Consider the following 18,911-nt stretch of genomic DNA (forward strand, 5'->3'; position numbering starts at 1 on the left):
AGATATGACAGATTTAACTAAATTAAACTTGGTCTCTGCATCTGAGGTTGCTAATTTTTTTATTAGAGCAGGTAATTATAAATACACAAATCTTAAGATACAAAAATTAGTTTATTTAGCACATTTATTATATTTATCTGAAACATGTTTACCTTTAGTACGAGAAGATTTTGAGGCTTGGATGTATGGAGCTGTAGTTCCTAAATTGTATCGGCAATTAATACCATATGGTGCAGGTTGTATATCAGAACAGATAGAACAAAAAGGCTGTGAATTAACTCAAAACCAAGAATGTTTCTTATCTAACATAAATAAAGTATTTGGTAAAGCTACGTCCGCCAAGTTAGTGGAAATAACTCATTCTAAATCTGGAGCTTGGGCTCAAGTATACCAATATAATAACCGGCAAATTATACCACCAGAACTAATTAATGCAGAAGCCTTAGCTATAAGAAATTCTGAGCATACCTATATAAAGAGAGCGTGATTAATGACGAACGTAACAGAAAGTGATATAGAGCTCATAGTAAAATGTGTCATAGAAGACGTTAATAAGCATAGGAAAACCAAGAAACAAGCGTGTCCTGGTTTAAGACCTTTAACGATTTTGTTAAATCGTTTTACCGATGGTTTATTAATATCTATCTTTGTAACTGTAGTGCAATTAAGTGTGCATTATTATAACTTAGGTCAATTTGATAACAATTTAGTAATTATGTTTATCATTCTTATATGTTTAGGTCTTATTAGCGCAGTCATAAAGGACTTATCTAAAGTTGGGTATAAACGTAAGATTAACAGCATAGAGATGCAAGAAAATTGGCGGGACACATGGGAGCGTATAAAAAGAGAGCATGAAAAGTGTTAGTAGTCCGTATAAACTACAACTATTCTAATTTTTCGAGCAGTTCATTTTGTGGTGCATCTATAAGTCTTATTTTTATTTGTGCTGTAGGTTTGACTGTTTTCTGCACCACAAGTTAATTAATTTAATTATTGTGTTATCTCATATCTACGATGTGCATCTACTGAGTTTTAACACTAGTATTTGTTCCCCCAAATAGAGACAATAAAAAACCCTATAAAAAATTATAGGGTTTTCACAGAGTTTATATAAATTATATTAGAAATAATAGCTGAAGCTAATACGTACATCATGGCTACTGAGACCGTCTAAGCCATAAGTTAAAGTCTGATTTATTTTTTCATCTTCTTTTTGGGTAAAAATTATTTTTTTATCTTGTTTAGAGCTAATATTATTATAACGATATTCTGCTCGAACGCTTATATTTTTATGCAGTTTATATTCTAAACCTGCTCCTAGATTCCAGCTAAAACGTAAGCTGCTATTATTACCTTCAATTTTTATTGTCATATCGTTAATATCGTTCTCTGTCATTCCATCATTTTCCACCATCCCTTTAGCGTGTTCTTCCTTATATTTGTTTTGTAAATCGTAAATTACATTAATACCACCAGCAATATAAGGTAAAAAATCACCTAAATTTACACCAATTCTAGCACGTAAAGAACTATCTAAATAGCTATTTAAAGGCAATTCCATGTGTGTATACTTTGGAGAGTATTTTGTGTGTTTATCTGCTTCTTTATAACGAATCTCATGAGCCTTTAATTTATAAGATACATCTAATTCCGCACCTACAACTACTTGCTCGATAATTGCGTGATTATAACCTAAGAATAATCCTCCTAAATGAGATAAGTTAGTAACCGCTCCCATTGTTTCTGTTCCAAGTGTCTTGGTTTCATACCCTGAACTGTAACCAGGCTCTCTTCCAGTTAAAGTCATTTTCATGGAAGGATTCTTAATGTGATTTATCGCGAGAGAGTATTGCAAGCCTACATAAACCCCAGACCAATTATTGTCTAAAACTTTACTATTAGATGGTTTTGGTAAGTCGGTTTTTTTACTTACGGTAGTAGCAGATACTTGACTCATTGAGAAGACTGAACCAAGTAAAATATAATACAAATATTTTAATTTCATAATAACCTCATAAAATAATTAAATAAAATAAATACTTAAATAAATAGTAAACAGTTAATATAAGTACAGTAGAATCCTCTACAATAAATACTTATTTATATAATAATAAACTATAAATATATAGTTATAAATATTATTATTTATCAATTTTATTTAAAATTACGTTCTACAGACTCTGTTACTTTGTTTATAGCGGTAGTAAATTGGTTGTATGAAGATATCATTTAATAAATCATCTATAGGCAGTAGTGTTAGTTCCATTGGTTTTATGCCAAGGGTTAAGGATAGTTTTTATAGTTCTATGGAGTGGTTATCATTACGTAAGCAGGCTTTAAAGCGTGCATGTTATAAGTGTAGCTGGTGTAACTCCACCAAACGTTTATATGTTGACCATATTAAAGAGATAAAAGATGGTGGAAGCCGTACAGATTTAGGTAATCTGCAGGTTTTATGTGCTTCTTGCCATAATAAGAAAACCTCCCTGGCTAAGAAAATGCGACAAAATAATTAAAAGGGGGGGTAATAGTTAGCTTTTTAGGAGGCTCTCTTTTGTTCGGGAGGGGGCTCAACTCTGGAGATTTTTTTTTTAAAAAAACTTTGATTTTGGGATGATTTTTGCAATTATGAAACATGCTAAGCAAGGAAAAAATAACAAAAACGTAAGTTTTCCACAGAAAGTTACTAATATTTCCACGGTAATGACCCAAGGAATAATGCGTAACGGTGTTTATACGCCTTCTACAGAAGAATTAGAGAAGGTTAAAAAATTATTGGGTTTAAATTGGTCAGATGAAAAAATAGCAATTTTGCTAAAGCTAGAGCTATCTGTATTTCAGGTGTCATTTGCTGGTTTATTATCGATGCGTGAATATTTTATTTTGCAAAAAGAAGAACAGCTAACAGATTTCTTATTAGAAAATGCCAAACAAGGAAAAGAAACCGCAGTAAGAAGTCTTTTAAAAATGATTAAAGGCGACGAAAGGTCTAGCTATGTTAGTAAAAAGGAACAAGCTAGCGAATTGGCAGATAATTTTAATCCTCGAGGTTGGGTAAATGCAAAATAATAAATATTGGGATTTATCATTTCCTAATTGGTGGGAATCTTTACAGGCTGGTAAAAGCTTAGTTCCTGATTTACCACTTAATAAGGAAAGAGCAGATTTTGCAGTTGCTTGTTTTAATCGTCTTTGTTTACCAGATGTTGCTGGCACTCCTTTAATGAAAGATTCAGCGGGTGAATGGTTTAGGGATATCGTTCGTGCGATATTTGGTTCATGGGATAGTAAAAATAAGGTAAGAATGATTAATCATATTTTTTGCCTTGTACCTAAGAAGAATAGTAAGACTACTGGCGGTGCGGCGATAATGTTAGTTAATCTGATTTTAAATGAGCGCCCTAATGCAGAAATGCTAATAGTAGCTCCTACATTGGATATAGCCAAGATATCATTTGAACAATTATGCGGAATGATTGAAATAGATACGTATTTAAGTAATTTATTTCATATTACTTACCATAAGAGAGAAATTAAAAATTTACAAACCGGAGCAGTTTTAAGAGTTAAAAGCTTTGATGTTAAAACCCTTACCGGAGTAAAACCAGTTGCTGTATTAATTGATGAATTGCATGTTATTGCTTCTTTGCCACAGGCTGAACGAGTTATTACTCAGTTACGTGGTGGTATGGCTAGTGTTGTGTTGCAGAAGGTTTTATTTTAACTATTACTACGCAAAGTGACCAAGCTCCTAAAGGAGTATTTAAAGAACAGTTACAAGTTGCTAGGAAAATACGTGATGGTGAAATAAGAGACACTAGAACCCTGCCAATATTATATGAATTTCCGCAAGAGGTTCAATCAGGTGATGATGAGCAATGGCGCGATGTTAATCTTTGGAAATATGTAACACCTAATTTAGGTTTATCCGTTAATTTAGATTTTTTAAAAGAGGCTTTTAATGAAGCCGATAGAGCAGGTGAGGCTAGTTTAAATCGTTTTTTTATCACAACATTTAAACGTGCAAATTGCTACTGATTTAACCGGTGAAGTTTGGGGAGTTGCTCCTTATTGGAAGGATTGTATAGATTATTCGTTAGCCTCAGTTGAGAATCTTTTAGCCAAAAGCGATAAGGTAACTATTGGTATTGATGGTGGTGGTTTAGATGACTTACTAGGTTTATGTGTGCTTGGTTTTAAATTCCTCTACAGGAAATATTATAGTTATTTCCATGCTTTAGCCGATAGGATAATTTTAGAACGTCGTAAAGATATAGCAGTACAATTAACTGATTTTGAGCGGGAAGGTAGCTTAAGCTTTTATAATAAAAGCGGTGAAGAAACTAGCTTTATTGTTAATTTAGTAAAGCAAGTTAATGCTAGTGGTAAATTACCTGCTATTGCTGGTATTGGTGTAGATAGTGCCGGTATTTCTAGTGTTTTATTAGAATTACAAAATGCAGGTTTTACTATTACTCAAAATGGTGTAGCTGGAGCTGTTACTGCAGTTCCTCAAGGTTATAAATTAAGCGGTACTATTCAAGAGATTGAAAAACTTATTAAAGATAAAAATCTGTTTCATAGCGGTAGCTTACTGATGGAATGGGTTATTGGTAATGCCAAATTAGAACAACGTGGCAGTGCTGTTTATATCACTAAGAAAATCAGCGGTAGAGCAAAGATTGACCCGTTAATAGGTTTATTTAATGCACATCATATATTGATGAGTCAATTAATGGATGTGCGGTCTAATTCTATGAACCACTTTTTAGATGTCTTTAGTGGGGGTTAAGATGGCTATATTGGATTTTTTTAGAAAGAAAAAAACAGAAGATAAATTTATACCTGTAATAGATTTATTCAATGCACATAATATTTGTAATAATAGTCCATTGAAAATATCTGCGGGCTGGGCATGTATTAACCTTATTGCAGATACTATAGCTACTTTACCAATTGAGATTTTAACAAGGGATAAGCAAGGCATTGAGATTGATAATAAAGATAGTGTTTTATATGACTTGTTAAAATTTTCGCCTAATGAACATCAAACTAAAGAAGATTTTTTTGCTTGTATAGTTGTTTCGTTAGAATTATTTGGTACTGCTTATATTAAAAAGACTATAGCTGGAAATAAATTAATCTCTTTAATACCGTTAAAGTTTGATGATGTTAGCCGTGTTACTGAGAATGAGCAAATTTATTATTATCATAAAACCGAAAAATTAACCTCTGCTGATATTATCGAGATTAAAGGTCGTGGTGGCGGTATCGTTAAAGCTTGGCAACCATTGTTTTTTGGCAAGGGTATTTTTGAACATGCCAGTGCAAGCGAAGAAGTAGCAAGGAAGTTTTTTATCAATGGCTTAATGTCTCAATATGCTTTGGAGTTTACTCAAGATTTAACTAAAGAGCAATACCAAGAAGTAAAACAATATTTAGCTGAATTAGCTCCTTTAGGTGAAAACGGTGGTAAACCGCCTGTTTTACCACCTTATACAAAGCTTACTTCTTTGCAAGCTAATTTTTCAGAAAGCCAAATGTTAGAGAGCCGTATTTTTGCGGTTGAAGAAATTTGTCGATTTTTTGGTATTCCTCCACATATGGTAGGTGCTCCTTTTAAGGGTAGTTCATTAGGTGGCGGAATTGAAGCCACTAACGCTATGTTTTTACAATATTGTTTACGTGGACGTATTAAGCGAATTGAGTCAGCTTTTGAAAAATCCTTATTTAATTTATCTGAACGTAAGCAAGGTTATCGGATTAAGTTTAACTTTGAAGGTTTATTAAGAGCCGATAGTAAAACCCGCGCAGAAAATTATCAGAAGATGTTAGCTAGTGGAGTTATGACTATTAATGAAGCTAGAGCTTTAGAAGGTTTATCTCCAGTTACAGGAGGCGATATTCCTAGAATGCAAATGCAATATGTTCCAATTACTCAAAATCCAATGGAGGCAACTGATGGAAACAAAGGCAATTAAATTAGAGGTTAAAGAATTAGCAGAAACAGGTGAATTTAGTGGTTATGCCTCTGTTTTTGGTGTTGTTGACCATTCTAATGATGTTGTTGTTAAGGGAGCTTTTAAGAAAAGCTTAGATAAACATAAAAGTAAAGGCACAAATGTTGCGATGCTTTGGCAACATAAACGAGATAGTCCTATAGGTGTTTGGCAAGAAGTAAAAGAGGATGATAAGGGCTTATTTGTAAAGGGTAAGCTTGTTACTGGTACCACTCAAGGAAGGGAGACTTACGAGTTATTAAAAGCAGGTGCTTTATCTGGTTTGTCGATTGGTTACTTCGTTAGAGATTATGAATATATCGGCGGAGCCAAACATTTAAAAGAAATAGAATTACAAGAAATATCGCCGGTTACATTACCTTGTAATGAGCTGGCACGAGTAGAACATGTTAAATCACAAAAGGAAATCATAGCCATGGAAACATTAGAAGTAAAACAATTGGTAGAACAATCTACTAAGAATTTAGAAGAAAAAACTCAGAAGTTAGAAGAGACTTTTAAAAAGTCTTTAGAACAAGAAACTAAGACTTTAAATAGTAAGTTAGAAAAATCTGAAGCAGAAAATAGGCAGTTAAAAGAAGAAGGTCAGCAATTAAAAAAATCCGTTGATGAACTTAAGGATAATTTTTTAGAGTTAGCTCAGAAACAATTAAATAGATTAGATTTATCGGATGAAAGTACTAAAAGTATAGGACAGCAGTTTATTGAGAGTGAGCAGTTTAAGTGTCGCCCTAGTTCAAAAGAGAGTACAATTTCTCTAGAGGTTAAAAATGTTATTAGTACGTTATCTTCTAGTGTAGGTGGGCTTGTAAAGCCACATATTGAAAGTGGTTTTATAGCTTTACCTCGTAGAGAGTTAAAGATTAGGGATTTATTACCAATTAGAAAAACTTCTAGTGACTCTATACAATATAGTGTAGAAAAGGATTTTTCTAATAAAGCTTCTATAGTTAAGCAAGGCGAATTAAAACCTTATTCTAATTTTACTATTGAAACTAAGACGGCTCCTGTAGAGACCATTGCTCATTTATTTAAAGTTACCGAGCAGGCTCTGGATGATATTCCTACCTTACAAGGATATATTAATGATAGGCTTGTTTATGGTTTAGATTTGTTTGAAGAAGACCAACTTTTAAATGGGACAGGAACTAACAATCAGTTAACAGGTCTGTTGAAGGTTGCTAGTAAATTTAAAGATGTTACTAAATTTCAAACACAAGATAATTTACGCACTCCATTAGAAAATTTAAGATTAGCTAGAGCACAAGTAGCACTTTCTGGTTTTTTTGCTGATGGTATTGTCGTTAATCCTATTGACTGGGAAAATATCATGGGTCTTAAGGATACGACAGGTCGTTATTTGCATGGTGACCCTTTTAAACAAAGAGAAAAAACTATTTGGGGTATTCCTGTAGTTACTACAGAGGCGATTGAGCAAGGTAAATTTTTAGTTGGTGCTTTTAAGATGGGCGCAGCTATTTATGACCGCTGGTTTACTAGAGTTTCTTTAGCTCGTACAGGAGACGATTTTGATAGAAACCTTATTAGCTTAAGAGGTGAGCGTCGTATCGCGTTAACTGTATTTAGACCATCTGCATTTATTCATGGTGCTATTAACGAAGGTGTTCCAGAAGGGATATATACTAATGTTAATATTATTGAAGGTAGTAAAATCAGGTAAGAGTGCTTAATAGCATAGCAACTGACAATTGTTGCCTATCTTTATGTTTAAGGTAGACAACAGCTACTAATTTTTGTGAGGCTGGAATGAATAATCTTTATATGCAAAGGCAAGGTAATTTTACTTTTAGCTTTTCTGAAGAAGTTGATACTGCAGAATATGATGATTTTGTCAAACATTGTTGTCTTGATGGGATTACTGCGCAAGAAGGTTACCAGCTAAAAAATTATATTTTATCAGCAAAAGAGCATTTAGAGCAGGTAATTAATTATCCTATAAGAGAAGTGAATGTAACTTATGACGGAGAATTCACTAGAGAGCCTATTGAGTTGCCAGTTGCTAAATTATCTAGTGAGATAGATAAGATATTATTTTATATGGGTGATGAAGTTATTAGTGCATCTGCTAAGATAGAATATATTGATGATAAAATTTTTGTAACTATTAATCCTCCTGAACTTAAGCAATATAATTATAGTGACATTACTCGGCTTTCTTTTTCTTTTAGGGGGTTTTTTTAGCTTATCCATTACCGCATGCTTTACGCCAAGCGTTAAGATTACATGTTGCTAGTATGTGGGAGTTTAGAGGCGAAAAAGGCACGATAAAAGCTTACGAATTAGAAGAATATGAGCGTTTAATCTTTCCTTATAAAAAGATAAGGATTTAAGACAATGAGAGCTTTACATGCATCAGTTATATTTTACTGTCAGCAATTAGTAGAAAATGCGCATGGTCTTATAATTGGTGAAGAATTTAAAGAATTTTATCAAACTAAGGGCAGTTTTTTTGTTAAATCAGCGGTTCAAATTTACCAAGCAGGAGCCTTGCAAGAAAGCAAGAAATTATCATTAAGGATAAGAGATATTTGTAAGGCTAAAAGCTTAAAAGCTGGAGATATATGTAAGCGTATAAATGCTGATGATGCAGGCTGTTTAGAGTCTATGGGTAAATATAATATTTTATCAATTTTTCCAGATAATAGAGACGCAAAATATTTAATCTTAGAGTTAGAGGATATTAAAGGTGATAACAGCTAGTTTAGATAAGGTAAGTAATTTTACTAGGCGGCTTAAATTATTGCGCGAGCGTAAAATAGAAATGTTAGAAGCTACGTTTGAGGTTATGGAGCAAGAAGCTAATAAAACTGTACGCCAAATGCGTGAAAGAGTACCAGTAGATAGTGAAGCTTTAAAAAATTCTATCGGTTGGACTTGGGCTTCAGGCGCTCGCCCTAATGATATTTTAGCTGGTTCTTTCAATAAAAATAATTGCGAATATCGAGTTTATATTAGTGCTGGTACTAGAGATAAATATTTAGGAGATAGAGATGCTTATTATTTTCATTTTGTTGAATTTGGCACAATAAATCAATCAGCACAGCCTTTCTTTTTTCCAGTTTGGAATGGAGGAAAGAAGCAAATAAAAGCAAAGATAAGAAAAGAGTTAAATTGCAAAGTTAAACAATTGAAACAAACAGGTCTGAATTAATGTCAGTAGCTTTAGATGTACAAAATGCTTTAACAGCAAAGATAAAAAGCTTAAAGGGCTGGGAAGATATAAATATATCAGATTTTCCAGTTAATAATCCAAAGTTACCTTATGTAACCTTTGGTAGTTTTTGGACTGATAAAACTACCGAATTTGACAGAATTATTTTTGATATGCGTGTTCAAATTGATATTTGGAGTAAGGCTTCTGATGAGAGTAAAAATATCAAGCAGCTTACCTCAGATTTAGAGCATTATTTGTTAGGTAAATTATCAATAGCCGATGTTCTAATAGCAGAAGTATTAGAGATTAAATCCATGTCGTTATTGGATAGAGATGGCGAAATTAGCCACGGGATTTTAACATTAACCATAGAGGTAATAAAATGGCAGAAAAAGTAATAACAGAAGATAACACCCGCATTAGAGGTGAGAAAATCATCGTTTATTTAGGTGAAATAATCCAGATGGACGGTGAGAAGAAAGTAAGATTTAAAAGTTTTTGTGTTGGTAATTCTAGAGCTTTACAAATTAATAAAAGTTTTGCTGAAGAAGAGCAAATTACTTGTAATGATAATGGTAATTTACCATGGACTTCGGTAATGCCAACAACTTTAGCTTGGTCGATGAATAGTGAATTTGCAATTGATAAGGATTTTTTACTTACATGGCAAGAGGCATTTTTATCCTCCACGCCTAAGATAATAAAGATGGTAGTACAATTTCCAAAGCAAGCAATAATTTATAAAGGTTGGGCTCATATAGAAAATTTTGAGATTGGTGCTGAAAAAACTAGCTGGGTTAAAGCAACTATTAATTTTAAAGGTACCGGAAAATTAACTATAGAAACTTTAGATAAATTAGACCCTAAGCCAAATGAAGATTTACAAGATGTGAATCTATTCCCAGAGGTAAGTGCAGATGCTTTATCTGATGATGAAAAGCTTAAAGCGGTGGAACTGTCACAGGTTAGTAGAACTGCAGATGCTGTAGCTGATGATGAAAAGCCAAAAGCAGTTTATTATCTAAGGTTGATAAAAAGCAGGAGATAAAATAATGCAATTGATTTTAGATAAAGAAAAATATCCGCTTAAGTTAAAGATAGGACAATTATTGCAGTTAGAGAAAATGTTATCTGATAATTTAGGTAATATTTCTCAGCGTTTAGCTTTGGGTAACTGGAGTGTTGCAGATGTGCAAGCGATAATTTACTTAGCCCTTTGTGGCGGTGGTTTAAATGAGGTTAAAGCACAAGAAATATCAGATAGTTTTTTTGATAAAGAACCAATTTTAACTGCGGTTAATGCTTGTGGTAGCATTATAGCCACAGCTTTAACTGGGGCTGTAGAAGATGAAGTTAAAGAAGATACCAGCAAAAAAAAAAGCCAAGCGTTAAGTGAGGTAGATTTTTATGGGTGGGGAGCGGTTGTAGGACTTTCTCCTACCCAGATTGATTGTTTATCGTTAGAACAATTTTTTCATATGATTAAAGGATATATCAAAATTAAATATCCTCAGTTGAAAAGCCCTCTTTTGATGATGACGATATAGAGTCATTTTTAACAGCAGTTAAAACAAGGAAAGTTCAATGAGTGATGCAGTAATAGTAAAGCTTGGTGTTAATGATAAAGAATTCCAGCGTGGTATGGCTAGGGTTGAAGGTATCAGTAATAAAAGCTTTAATAATATTGAACGTCAAGCTAAGGCTTTTTCCAAAAAGATGCAAGCCACTAGTCAAGGTTTAGTTAATGCGATGAAAGCACCTTTGTTAGCTTTAGGTGCAGGTTTTGGTGGTAAAGAAATTTTAAAATTAGCTGAAGAATGGGAGATTTTAGCAGGTCGTATTAAATTAGTAACGGGTGACTTAGGTGCGGCCAATGGTATTTTATCGCAATTAGGAGAAACAGCTTTAAGAACTCGTTTTTCTTTTAAACAAACAGCAGAAGATTTTATTCAATTAGCCGATGTCATGGGTGAATTAGGCAAATCTAGTCAAGAACAAGTTAAATTTTTAGAAGCTTCTAATATGGCATTATTGCTTTCTGGTACCAGTGGTCAAGCGGCAATACCAGTTATGCAGGCTCTGAAAGGGGCTATTATTAAAGGTAACTTAAGTATGGGTCAATTTAGAACCTTAGCTAATCAGGCAAGTAGGGTTACCGGTGCTTGGGCTAAGAGTTTAGGTAAAACTACTCATCAGTTAGGCATTATGGCAAGAGAAGGTAAAATAACAGCTGAAGTAATGATAAAAGGTTTAATAGATGCTATTCCTGAGATGCAAAAAGAAATGGAAGCTCTACCAATTACTTTAGCTCAGTCATTCACTAATTTAGGTTCAGCTTTGGCTATTTTTGTTGGTAAAAGTAATAACGTAAATATAGCGAATAGAGCCTTAGCTGACAGTGTAAATTTTTTAGCTAATAATTTTAATACGTTAGCAAATATAGCTATTTCAGTTGGTTTTATTTTTGGTTCTGGTGTGTTAGTCCGTGCTTTAGGTGGGATAACGATAAAAACTATTGAAGCAACAAATTCAGCGGTAAAATACGTTAAATCATTAAAAGATATACGACGCGCTAGTTCAGCGTTAGAGGGGTTAAAATTTTTAGCACCAATGTTAAATGGTGCGGGTTTAGCATTAGGTGCAGTTGGTTTAGCTTGGTACACATATAATCAATATGCTAATCAGGCTGCTAATACTACAAAAGAAATTACCGAAGAGATGAAAGCTTTAGGTGTGGTAGCTTTGGAAGTTGCTGAAAATACGTCTAAGGTTAAATTTGATGGTAAGGCGATGCAGGAAGCTAAAAAACAAATTGATGAGATAACCGGTATTAAAAATTTGCCTTGGAATAGACCGTTACCTACTAAAATAAAAGAGCTTTCAGATGCTTTTAAAGGTTTAGGGGGAGATATAGAAAAAGCCGGGAAAAAACTTTTAGAATATGGTAAGACGGTTGAAAATGGTATCGGATTATATAGTGAATTAAAAAAAGAAGCTGATGCTTTTTCCAAGCTTCAGGGGGTTCCAGATAGTGTAAGAACGTCATTACAAGACTATTTAGCTTTATGTTTAAAATTGATTAAACAGCGTGAGGAATTTAGGAAAGCCGGTGGTAAGATAGAAACAGTTTTTTTAGATGAATTTCTTGCAAAAAACAGGTATCAGTTACTAGGCGGTACAAAATTAATACAAGAAGCTATAGATGGAATAAGACCTATTGATGAAGCCCTTAGGCAAGAATTTATAACAGTTACTAAAGGTATTAACTCGTATTCGAAGGAGGCAAAGGAAAAAGTTCTAGCTGATTTCAATGAAACATTTGAAAATATACAAAAACTAAAAAAGATGAAACAAACAGCTCAAATAGAGGATTTAAATAATCTAATAAATTCCAATAAAATGAACCCTTCTAAAGAAGCATTTGATGAGTTTATAAAAGCACAAGAAAAATCTTTAAGTTTGAAGAAAGAAGAAACCAAACAACAGACTATTTATAATAAATTAGTGTCAGATGCAACTAAACAACTTATAACTTTGGATAAGGATAGAAAAGAGAAATTAGATGAGCTAGCAAAAAAAATTGTTAGAAATGAAGCTCTTGAGGGTTTTGATAAAATACAGCAAAAACTTAAAGAAGAAATTGCGTTAGTTGAACAAGAAAATGATTTACTAAAGCAAGGTAAATTAACTCAAGAACAAATAACTTTAGAATTAGAAAAACAAAAAAGACTGCGCCAAGAATACGCTTCGATAGAAGCATTAGGTTTAGATAAGAAAGACAAAGAAGAAAAGAAACAAGAAGCTAAAGAAAATATAGATAAAATATATGCGGGTAAAGCAGAAAATGCACAGCTTAAGGGAGGAAAGAATGATAGATTTAAAGAGCTTAAAAATATTTTAAGTGATGTTAATAGTCAAACTAAAGAATTAATCAGAAATATTTTTGAGGGTAAGAAGGCTTTTGAGGCTTTCGGTCATGCTGCGGCTAATGTTTTAGGTAATTTAGCTTCTAGATTAATGGATAAGAGTTTAGATTTATTTTTTAATGCTTTAGGTAATAGTAGTGCAGGTAGTGGTTGGGGTGGAGCAATAATTGGTGCTTTAAAAAGCGCCGCTGGATTTAGTGAGGGCGGTTATACAGGTGATGGGCATAAATATCAAGTTAAAGGTTTAGTTCATGCTGGTGAATATGTATTTCCACAACATGCCGTTAAAGCTATTGGTTTATCAAATTTAGAAGCTTTAGCTAAAGGTGGTTTACCGCAATTACCTAAGGTACAGCATTTTAATCAATCGCAAAAATCTTCTAATATCTTTAATTTTAGCATTAATGTAGAAAATGATGATACTGGTTTAGTTGAGCAAATAAAAAATGTTGTTATGGAGAGTGTTGAAGATATCGTAGATAATCGGCGATTTAAGGAGGGTGTAAATAACTTTATGAACCTACAACAACGCAACAAATATTATAAAGTTTAGGGTGGATATTATGAAAATAATAGATATTCTGAATATTCCAGAAGCTAAACCGATAGCGGGTATAGATGATTATATACAAAGTTATTTTTATGTCTCCTCTTTAACGCTTAACTTAGTGAAAGATGTTATAAGTGATAAATCTGGTAAGACAGTTCAATATAATAATATTACTCCTAAATGGAATATTTCTATTAACTCCAGAATATTAACTTTAGCAGAATTTGAACATGCAAAATCTTTAATAAATTTACTTATTAGCCAAGGCTTTTATTTTAAAGCTTATGCCCCTGATTTATCTAATAACTTACCTGAAAGTTTGCCTATTAAACAGGTGGTTAATCTAAAAAATATTATTTTAGATGCTAAAGATTTACTATTACCTTTTTATTTTAATGTAATTTGGCAAGATAAAGTAACGTTACATCAAATTTTAGAGATAGAAGATAATAAAATTTTCTTTGAGCCAGCTTTATCTTTTGGTGTTGGTAAAAGTGATGTATCTAAGATTTTTTTACATAATCCTTATGTTTTAATGAAAATTGACCCTAAAAGCGTAAAAATTAATAAGACGAGTCACAAGATAGGTAAGCTAACTTTTTCAGGGGTGGAAATATGATGCCAGATATTGAGGAATTAAAAGCATTATTATCAGCAAACATAATAATAATGGCTAATTTTATAGTTATTGAAGGTAAGGAAGAGAGATGTTTTTGGTCTGGTACAGACAACATTGAAATTAAGATATATGGCAAAAGTTATAAGTGTCAAGGGGTGGGTGATATTTTTTTTAATGAAGATGTGCCTAGCGATAATTTATTAGGTTTTAAAAATTATAATTTAAATATTAAAACCCAAGATATTAATTTACGGCGTTTGTTTACCTCCCAAGCAATTAAGAACGAAAAGCTAACCGCTTATATTGGTTTTTTAAATCCTGCTACCGGCTTATTGTATAAAGATTTTACCTTATCTTTAACAGGTATAATTATTGCTAGCCAAGAAGAGGTAAGCTCAGATAATAAAAGTTCAATTTCTATTAGTTTAAATAGTCAAGCTTATCAGCTTGCGTTCGCTGGAATTAAGAAAAGAAGCAAAGCAGACCAACTTAAAAGACAACAGAATGATTATAGTTTTTCTCATACAAAAACCATTGGCGAGAAAAAACTCTCTTGGGGTGGGGTGGGAGACAAAGCTCTTCGTTACAGATGGGACATTTGGTGGAATGGTGAACATTGGATATAGGAGAATTCTAATATGTTAATTTCATTTCTAACTAGTCTGGCTATTAACCTTACAGCAGAGGCAATAAGGTGGGGAGTTTCGCGTCGTAGCACTCCATCAGTTAGTTCTACTCTTGGCGGTACTGGTGAAGTTCCACGTACGCTTGTAGTTGGTCGCACCATGGTAACAGGTTCAGTTATTTATGCCACTACTACAGGTAAATATAATGAATATTTAGTTCAAGTAATAGCTTTAGCTGACCACCCGATAAAGGGAATAAAGGCATTTTGGGCAGATGATGTTAAATTTATTCTTGATAGTTCTACTAATTCTGACCCTTATGATAGTCATAAAGGAAGAGTATTTTATATTGAAGGTACAGATGATACTAGCGAGAGCAGTGGAACTAATAGTCAGCGTCATTGGGTAAAATTTTTTAATGGTACGCAAACAGCAAGCGATAAATATTTACAATCAGTTGCAGGTAAGGACTGGAAAGATACAAATATAGTTAAAGATGTTGCTTATGTTATTATGACTTCGCAAATATCATCAAAGAGCAATAATTTTCCTATCTTCAGATTTGAAATTGAAGGCGCTAAACTTTATGACCCTTCTAAAGATAGTAGTGTCGGCGGTAATGGTTCGCAACGTTGGGCTGACCCTAAGAGTTGGGGTGGTGACGGTGATAATTTACCAGCAGTACAAATATATAATATTTTACGAGGGTTTAAGGTTGGCGATGAGATATTATTTGGTGTGAATGACCCACAAGCAACAGAGTTAATAACGGAAGATTGGATTAAATATATTGAAAAATGTCGACAGCCGATTGTATTAGAAGATGGTACTATAGAACCACAATATAGTTCTGGTTTAGAAATTAACACTTGTGAACCAGTAGGAGATGCGATAACAGAATTATTACTTGCTTGTGCTGGTAGTTTTTCAGAAAGTTTTGGTAAATTTAAAATATTTGTCGGTGCTCCAGATGAGCCTATTTTACATATTACTGATGGTGACTTATTAGCTGATGGTAAATTAATATTTAGTCCTTTTAATGATACTACGCAAAATATACGAGAAGTTGTCGCGAGTTATTCAGAGCCTAAAGAAAATTGGTCTAAGAAAGAATTAACTATCACAATAGATAAAGAAGAGGGTGAAAGCGAACTATCTTATAAACGTAAAGGTGGTGCTAATATCACTTATAAAGCTGTTCATAGTGGTTACCAAATTAAAAGATTGTTACGTTCTTTTATCGATGAAAGTAAAAAATCCTCAGCTCATGAAATTTCGTTACCAAGTAGATATTGGCATTTAGAGCCTAATGATGTGATAAGCTGGACTTCTGAATATTTTAACTATCAAAAGAAATTATTTCGTATTATTTATGTTTTACATAAAGCTGATTTAACGGTTGAACTTCGTATGATTGAGGTTGACCCTAATCATTATCTTCCGCATGCAGATGATTTAAAGCCGTTAGATTATACACCAGATATTGAACATGTAATAATAAAACAATCTATCAGTGATTTTATGGTATTTGCGGAGGTTTTAAAAGATACCCGAGGTGTTGATGTTCGCAATGGTATTCGTATTAAATGGGATAAAGATGTTTTAGATGTTGATTTTGTTGAATTTGAAATAAGAGAATCTGCCAGTAAAAAAACTATTCATTCTGGTAGGTCAGACAGACCACGTCAGGGAGAAATATTTATTAGTCCTAACGCTTTACAGCCTTTAACTAAATATGCGGTTAGAGCTAAATATGGTAAATATAAAAAAACTAAAGAATTTATTTGGTCACATTGGGAAGAAATTACTACCCAACAAATTAGACCAATATCAAAAGATTTATTACAAAAAGATATTAAAGATTTTATTACGGCCGACCTTGCTAAAAAGCAAAAAGAAGATATACAAGAAGTTAATAATTTAATTGAACAAGGTGCAAAGCATTTTACCCAAAAGTTAGCAGACCAAGGTGCAAAATATGAGCAAAAGATAGTAGTAGTTACTAATGCTACTAAATCTTTAAGTGCTAAGGTTGATAATAATAAAGCTGAGTTAGATGGCACAATCAGCCAAGTGCAAGATAGTTTAATTAATAAGTTAGAACAGACTAACGATGGTTTAACTGTCTTAGCTAGAAAGATTAATTCTATTGATTTAAGTCTTGGTAATGTTGATGCTAAAGGTTACTTTCGTGCTGAAGCAACTTACATTAAAGATAAAGCAGAAGTGCGTGTTGGTTTAGGTGCTACCTTAAATAGTGATAAATGTAATAAAGATATCAATTTACACCTTCAATAGAGTTAGTTGTCTCTGAACAACGTGGTAATTATGCTATTTTAAATAGTGATAAAGTAGTATTTGCAAATGGTGTTGGGACAGCTTACTTTAATTTATCTCCTAAAACAGATAATAAAGCAAATGCTTTTGAATTAAAGACTATTGTAGGCAAGACAGAAAATAATTTAACTTTTACTGAAACTAAAGAATTAACTTTTAATGATGAAGTTGTATCCACTCCTATAGGTATGATCAGTGCCTTTGTTCATACAAACGACATTAGCGGTTGGATGTATTGTAACGGTAGATCATTACCGAAAAAAGATTATCCAGAATTATATAAACTTATAGGTGATGATTGGTGGGATAATAAACAATCTGAGTTAAATAGGTTAAATGAAAATATATGCCAAGAGTTTTTAACCAATCCAGCTAATGAGGAGTTAGATGAAGAGATAAAAAAATATTTATCGTTATTATTAGCAAACATAGAGTTATTTAAACAAAAAGATGAAAGAAATAGTGATAGTACAATAAATAATAATGTCAGCTCAATGAGTGGCTTATCACAAAAATTAATAAATAATAATAAAGATAAAAATGTTGTTGAGACAGATTTGCTAGAAGTATTTACTAGATTAGTATCTAATTATATCTATTGGGAAGAGGAATATAGAAAGGTAAGAGGTTCTGTAAGATATTGGAAAAATAATGATGGTAAAGAGCCGAAACTTTCGCAGATAAGAGAAGTTTTTAGTAAATTCCAAATTAGGGCTATTCCTTGGATAAGAGATGTAGATTATTTTAAATTACCTGATTTACGCGGTAGCTTTTTACGAGGTCTAGATGGTGGTAGAGGCTTAGACGTTGATGGTAAGGATAGAAAGATAGGAAGTTATCAAACAGATGAATTAAAAAGCCATAGGCATTATAATATATATGAGACAGGTAATTATGCTAAGCCTTGGTCTCTTGCCTATGGTTCCCCTTTATATGGTGACGGTAATGAAAGAGCAACTCGTTCAGAATATACTGGCGGTAGTGAAACCAGACCTAAAAACTATGCTGTAGCTTATCATATAAAAGTTAGGTAATTAGGGTCTATAGACCCTGTTAATTTATTCTTTAGTTGGTAATAATCTTTATTATTTTTTATGAAAGGATAAATTATGAGTTTAATAAAACAAGGCAGATTAAGTGATGAAATTAATCTTAATTTTCAGAGCAAAATTATGCATTTTAAACCTACAGAAAAAGAAGATAAATTTGTAGATGTTTTTAGTGGTGATTATTTAATACGTAAATATAAGGTTCATGACGGTAATTTATTTAAAATAATCTTAGGTTTAGCTAACGACTTACCGAATGAGTCAATTAAGACTATCTTTAAATTATCTGACAAGAAAGAATTTTTAGGAATAGATTTAACAGATAAAATCTTTTTAAAGAATAAGATATTTGCTAAAGGGTACGAGTTAACAAATGAATGGTCAGGGATAACGTTTATATCTGATGAAGATATTGTTACTATGTTTGCTACCCATCAATCTGCTGAGTTTGATACTAAGCCTAAAATATTAGTTATGCACCTACTACAGCCAGATAATTTAACGGATTATAACTTATCTAGTTTTAAAGAACATTCTCTATAAATATAGTCTACAGACTCTGTTAAGCTTATTTACTCCATGCTATTTTTTTATTTTATGGAGTAA

21 protein-coding genes are annotated in these 18,911 nt (G+C 32.6%); 20 read left to right on the forward strand and 1 reads right to left on the reverse strand.

Features of this window, described 5'->3' with window-relative positions; translation table 11 throughout:
• The first annotated feature begins 4 nt into the window (after nucleotides 1-4).
• Both AB6T46_RS02930 and AB6T46_RS02935 read left to right on the forward strand, forming a co-directional pair.
• Nucleotides 5-487 carry a Panacea domain-containing protein gene (locus tag AB6T46_RS02930; RefSeq protein WP_370931923.1) on the forward strand — a complete coding sequence of 161 codons (483 nt, stop codon included), beginning with the start codon at nucleotides 5-7 and terminating at the stop codon, nucleotides 485-487.
• A 3-nt stretch (nucleotides 488-490) separates the two neighbouring features.
• The gene (locus AB6T46_RS02935) at nucleotides 491-868 is read left to right on the forward strand and encodes a hypothetical protein (protein ID WP_370931924.1); all 378 of its coding nucleotides are present in this window, start codon (nucleotides 491-493) and stop codon (nucleotides 866-868) included.
• Nucleotides 869-1,123: 255 nt separating this feature from the next.
• Here AB6T46_RS02935 and AB6T46_RS02940 read toward each other — a convergent pair whose 3' ends face one another.
• Nucleotides 1,124-2,008, reverse strand: coding sequence for an outer membrane protein (locus tag AB6T46_RS02940; RefSeq protein ID WP_370931925.1), 885 nt, complete (start codon nucleotides 2,006-2,008; stop codon nucleotides 1,124-1,126).
• A gap of 211 nt (nucleotides 2,009-2,219) precedes the next feature.
• Here AB6T46_RS02940 and AB6T46_RS02945 point away from each other — a divergent pair, with 211 nt between their 5' ends.
• From AB6T46_RS02945 to AB6T46_RS03030, 18 genes are all read left to right on the forward strand, one after another.
• Nucleotides 2,220-2,519: an HNH endonuclease gene (locus AB6T46_RS02945; protein ID WP_370930993.1), complete on the forward strand. Its 300-nt coding sequence runs from the start codon at nucleotides 2,220-2,222 to the stop codon at nucleotides 2,517-2,519.
• A gap of 97 nt (nucleotides 2,520-2,616) precedes the next feature.
• A complete protein-coding gene (locus AB6T46_RS02950; protein WP_370931062.1) occupies nucleotides 2,617-3,072 on the forward strand; it encodes a hypothetical protein in 456 nt (151 codons plus the stop codon).
• Nucleotides 3,062-3,727, forward strand: coding sequence for a terminase large subunit domain-containing protein (locus AB6T46_RS02955; RefSeq protein WP_370931926.1), 666 nt, complete (start codon nucleotides 3,062-3,064; stop codon nucleotides 3,725-3,727). The genes AB6T46_RS02950 and AB6T46_RS02955 overlap by 11 nt, the downstream gene beginning before the upstream one ends.
• A gap of 297 nt (nucleotides 3,728-4,024) precedes the next feature.
• Nucleotides 4,025-4,795, forward strand: coding sequence for a terminase TerL endonuclease subunit (locus AB6T46_RS02960; RefSeq protein WP_370931927.1), 771 nt, complete (start codon nucleotides 4,025-4,027; stop codon nucleotides 4,793-4,795).
• Between the two features lies 1 nt (nucleotide 4,796).
• Entirely contained in the window at nucleotides 4,797-5,984 is a 1,188-nt protein-coding gene (locus tag AB6T46_RS02965) for a phage portal protein (protein WP_370931059.1), read from the forward strand.
• The gene (locus AB6T46_RS02970) at nucleotides 5,965-7,704 is read left to right on the forward strand and encodes a phage major capsid protein (RefSeq protein WP_370931928.1); all 1,740 of its coding nucleotides are present in this window, start codon (nucleotides 5,965-5,967) and stop codon (nucleotides 7,702-7,704) included. Before AB6T46_RS02965 ends, AB6T46_RS02970 begins: the two co-directional genes overlap by 20 nt.
• An 86-nt stretch (nucleotides 7,705-7,790) precedes the next feature.
• Entirely contained in the window at nucleotides 7,791-8,225 is a 435-nt protein-coding gene (locus AB6T46_RS02975; RefSeq protein WP_370931929.1) for a hypothetical protein, read from the forward strand.
• Nucleotides 8,226-8,378: 153 nt separating this feature from the next.
• Entirely contained in the window at nucleotides 8,379-8,744 is a 366-nt protein-coding gene (locus AB6T46_RS02980) for a hypothetical protein (RefSeq protein WP_370931930.1), read from the forward strand.
• Complete coding sequence (locus AB6T46_RS02985; RefSeq protein WP_370930986.1) at nucleotides 8,731-9,195, forward strand: HK97-gp10 family putative phage morphogenesis protein; 465 nt, start codon at nucleotides 8,731-8,733, stop codon at nucleotides 9,193-9,195. The genes AB6T46_RS02980 and AB6T46_RS02985 overlap by 14 nt, the downstream gene beginning before the upstream one ends.
• Entirely contained in the window at nucleotides 9,195-9,596 is a 402-nt protein-coding gene (locus AB6T46_RS02990) for a hypothetical protein (RefSeq protein WP_370931931.1), read from the forward strand. Before AB6T46_RS02985 ends, AB6T46_RS02990 begins: the two co-directional genes overlap by 1 nt.
• Nucleotides 9,581-10,246, forward strand: a complete 666-nt coding sequence (locus AB6T46_RS02995; RefSeq protein ID WP_370931932.1) for a phage tail tube protein — start codon at nucleotides 9,581-9,583, stop codon at nucleotides 10,244-10,246. The genes AB6T46_RS02990 and AB6T46_RS02995 overlap by 16 nt, the downstream gene beginning before the upstream one ends.
• Before the next feature lie 4 nt (nucleotides 10,247-10,250).
• On the forward strand, nucleotides 10,251-10,745 hold the full coding sequence (locus tag AB6T46_RS03000; RefSeq protein ID WP_370931933.1) for a gene transfer agent family protein: 495 nt from the start codon (nucleotides 10,251-10,253) through the stop codon (nucleotides 10,743-10,745).
• Nucleotides 10,746-10,782: 37 nt separating this feature from the next.
• Nucleotides 10,783-13,677: a tape measure protein gene (locus tag AB6T46_RS03005; RefSeq protein WP_370931934.1), complete on the forward strand. Its 2,895-nt coding sequence runs from the start codon at nucleotides 10,783-10,785 to the stop codon at nucleotides 13,675-13,677.
• 10 nt (nucleotides 13,678-13,687) lie between these two features.
• A complete protein-coding gene (locus tag AB6T46_RS03010) occupies nucleotides 13,688-14,293 on the forward strand; it encodes a hypothetical protein (RefSeq protein WP_370931935.1) in 606 nt (201 codons plus the stop codon).
• Nucleotides 14,290-14,919, forward strand: a complete 630-nt coding sequence (locus AB6T46_RS03015) for a hypothetical protein (RefSeq protein WP_370931936.1) — start codon at nucleotides 14,290-14,292, stop codon at nucleotides 14,917-14,919. The genes AB6T46_RS03010 and AB6T46_RS03015 overlap by 4 nt, the downstream gene beginning before the upstream one ends.
• 12 nt (nucleotides 14,920-14,931) lie before the next feature.
• Nucleotides 14,932-17,217, forward strand: coding sequence for a phage tail protein (locus AB6T46_RS03020; RefSeq protein WP_370931937.1), 2,286 nt, complete (start codon nucleotides 14,932-14,934; stop codon nucleotides 17,215-17,217).
• Between the two features lie 227 nt (nucleotides 17,218-17,444).
• The gene (locus tag AB6T46_RS03025; RefSeq protein WP_370931938.1) at nucleotides 17,445-18,290 is read left to right on the forward strand and encodes a phage tail protein; all 846 of its coding nucleotides are present in this window, start codon (nucleotides 17,445-17,447) and stop codon (nucleotides 18,288-18,290) included.
• A 75-nt stretch (nucleotides 18,291-18,365) separates the two neighbouring features.
• A complete protein-coding gene (locus AB6T46_RS03030) occupies nucleotides 18,366-18,848 on the forward strand; it encodes a hypothetical protein (RefSeq protein WP_370931939.1) in 483 nt (160 codons plus the stop codon).
• The last annotated feature ends 63 nt before the right edge of the window (nucleotides 18,849-18,911 follow it).

This window comes from Bartonella sp. DGB1 (genome assembly GCF_041345015.1).
Taxonomy (GTDB): Bacteria; Pseudomonadota; Alphaproteobacteria; order Rhizobiales; family Rhizobiaceae; genus DGB1.

What these genes read in the sequence shown, in the direction of transcription:
- AB6T46_RS02975 (WP_370931929.1), top strand. Translation starts at nt 7,791, where the DNA reads ATGAATAATCTTTATATGCAAAGGCAAGGTAATTTTACTTTTAGCTTT.
- AB6T46_RS02980 (WP_370931930.1), top strand. Translation starts at nt 8,379, where the DNA reads ATGAGAGCTTTACATGCATCAGTTATATTTTACTGTCAGCAATTAGTA.
- AB6T46_RS02965 (WP_370931059.1), top strand. Translation starts at nt 4,797, where the DNA reads ATGGCTATATTGGATTTTTTTAGAAAGAAAAAAACAGAAGATAAATTT.
- AB6T46_RS02955 (WP_370931926.1), top strand. Translation starts at nt 3,062, where the DNA reads ATGCAAAATAATAAATATTGGGATTTATCATTTCCTAATTGGTGGGAA.
- AB6T46_RS03030 (WP_370931939.1), top strand. Translation starts at nt 18,366, where the DNA reads ATGAGTTTAATAAAACAAGGCAGATTAAGTGATGAAATTAATCTTAAT.
- AB6T46_RS02935 (WP_370931924.1), top strand. Translation starts at nt 491, where the DNA reads ATGACGAACGTAACAGAAAGTGATATAGAGCTCATAGTAAAATGTGTC.
- AB6T46_RS03020 (WP_370931937.1), top strand. Translation starts at nt 14,932, where the DNA reads ATGTTAATTTCATTTCTAACTAGTCTGGCTATTAACCTTACAGCAGAG.
- AB6T46_RS03000 (WP_370931933.1), top strand. Translation starts at nt 10,251, where the DNA reads ATGCAATTGATTTTAGATAAAGAAAAATATCCGCTTAAGTTAAAGATA.
- AB6T46_RS02970 (WP_370931928.1), top strand. Translation starts at nt 5,965, where the DNA reads ATGGAAACAAAGGCAATTAAATTAGAGGTTAAAGAATTAGCAGAAACA.
- AB6T46_RS03005 (WP_370931934.1), top strand. Translation starts at nt 10,783, where the DNA reads ATGAGTGATGCAGTAATAGTAAAGCTTGGTGTTAATGATAAAGAATTC.
- AB6T46_RS03025 (WP_370931938.1), top strand. Translation starts at nt 17,445, where the DNA reads ATGATCAGTGCCTTTGTTCATACAAACGACATTAGCGGTTGGATGTAT.
- AB6T46_RS02950 (WP_370931062.1), top strand. Translation starts at nt 2,617, where the DNA reads ATGATTTTTGCAATTATGAAACATGCTAAGCAAGGAAAAAATAACAAA.
- AB6T46_RS02990 (WP_370931931.1), top strand. Translation starts at nt 9,195, where the DNA reads ATGTCAGTAGCTTTAGATGTACAAAATGCTTTAACAGCAAAGATAAAA.
- AB6T46_RS03010 (WP_370931935.1), top strand. Translation starts at nt 13,688, where the DNA reads ATGAAAATAATAGATATTCTGAATATTCCAGAAGCTAAACCGATAGCG.
- AB6T46_RS02930 (WP_370931923.1), top strand. Translation starts at nt 5, where the DNA reads ATGACAGATTTAACTAAATTAAACTTGGTCTCTGCATCTGAGGTTGCT.
- AB6T46_RS03015 (WP_370931936.1), top strand. Translation starts at nt 14,290, where the DNA reads ATGATGCCAGATATTGAGGAATTAAAAGCATTATTATCAGCAAACATA.
- AB6T46_RS02945 (WP_370930993.1), top strand. Translation starts at nt 2,220, where the DNA reads ATGAAGATATCATTTAATAAATCATCTATAGGCAGTAGTGTTAGTTCC.
- AB6T46_RS02995 (WP_370931932.1), top strand. Translation starts at nt 9,581, where the DNA reads ATGGCAGAAAAAGTAATAACAGAAGATAACACCCGCATTAGAGGTGAG.
- AB6T46_RS02940 (WP_370931925.1), bottom strand. Translation starts at nt 2,008, where the DNA reads ATGAAATTAAAATATTTGTATTATATTTTACTTGGTTCAGTCTTCTCA.